We start from the raw sequence: 1,112 nt of genomic DNA, 5'->3' as shown, positions 1-1,112 counted from the left end.
GTCTTTGTTCAGCATTCCACAAGGTAACGAGCCAAGCCCGCCAACATTACTCACTGCAATGGCCATTTGGCTATCTTGCACGCCAGCCATTGGGGCTTGAATAATCGGTAACTCTGTCCCCAAAAGTGCATTAAATGCGTTGTTTTTCATCGTTCTTCCTTGAGTTCATCCAACTGAGTTTTTGTTGTTTTATGCGAGTTTTCACTAGTGCGCATCAATATGTCCACTATCTCATATCGGCTAATTTTCACCCAACTGCGTTGTTATTTCTGTGCACTCAACGCCCACTCAAAATGATATTCCGCGTCAATTAGCGATTACTGACATGAATTTATGTGATCCAATTCAATCGCCTGAGTTACGTGCTTTTTTAAAGTTGCTCTGTTTCGCGAAACCTTACTTCTTACTCAACTTTTACCGGATCAACTATGAAGACATTTTCTAAAAAGCCGTTGCTGTATGCGTTAGCGGCGTTCTCTATCGGCGTGTCATTTTCTTCCTTTGCGGAAATTCGCAACGTCACGTTGCTGCACACCAATGACATTGAAAGCGTTTATGAGCCCGTTGACGCATTTTGGAATCCAGACATTAGCCGCATTGGCGGTATTCCTTACCTTGCCACACTGATCAAACAAACCCGCGCGCAAGAGGAGACCAGTTTCTTGTTCGATGCGGGGGACATTTTCACTGGTTCACTCGCGAAAAAAACGCAAGGCAAGCTCTCTTTCGATTTGTACAGCGCGATGGGCTACGACGCGATAACACTCGGTAACCACGAATTTGAATACGGCTGGCAAACCTTGAAAGAGAACATGCCAAGAGCCGCCTACCCCGTGCTCAATGCCAACATCAAGTTTGAGCAAAACAATGCGCCTTTTGCTTCGCCATATACCATTGTTGAACGCGATGGCATTCGTGTCGGTGTGATTGGGGTAATGGGCGTTGATGCCTTCTACAACACCATGTGGAAAGGTAATCGCAAAGGTTTGACTATCGACGATCCAATCAAAACCACTCAGTTCTGGGTTGATAAGATCCGCGACGAAGTGGACATGGTTGTCGTGCTCACGCACCAAAATAAAACGGCACCAATGCAAACCGACAAAGAAGCC

The 1,112-nt window shown here is 46.0% G+C and carries 2 protein-coding genes; one reads left to right on the top strand and one right to left on the bottom strand.

What is annotated here, in order from left to right; translation table 11 throughout:
• The coding region (locus R7Z78_RS24650; protein WP_169643778.1) for a nitronate monooxygenase at positions 1–150 on the bottom strand (150 nt) is incomplete at its 3' end.
• A gap of 278 nt (positions 151–428) precedes the next feature.
• On the opposite strand from R7Z78_RS24650, the gene R7Z78_RS24645 reads away from it, so the two are divergent.
• Positions 429–1,112 (top strand): metallophosphatase (locus tag R7Z78_RS24645; RefSeq protein WP_169643770.1); only part of this gene is annotated, 684 nt, incomplete at its 3' end.

Source organism: Vibrio sp. 1167 (assembly GCF_033340375.1).
Lineage (GTDB): Bacteria > Pseudomonadota > Gammaproteobacteria > Enterobacterales > Vibrionaceae > Vibrio > Vibrio alginolyticus.
The sequence above is the reverse complement of the archived record's forward strand: the minus strand, read 5'-3'. Positions and strand labels throughout refer to the sequence as shown.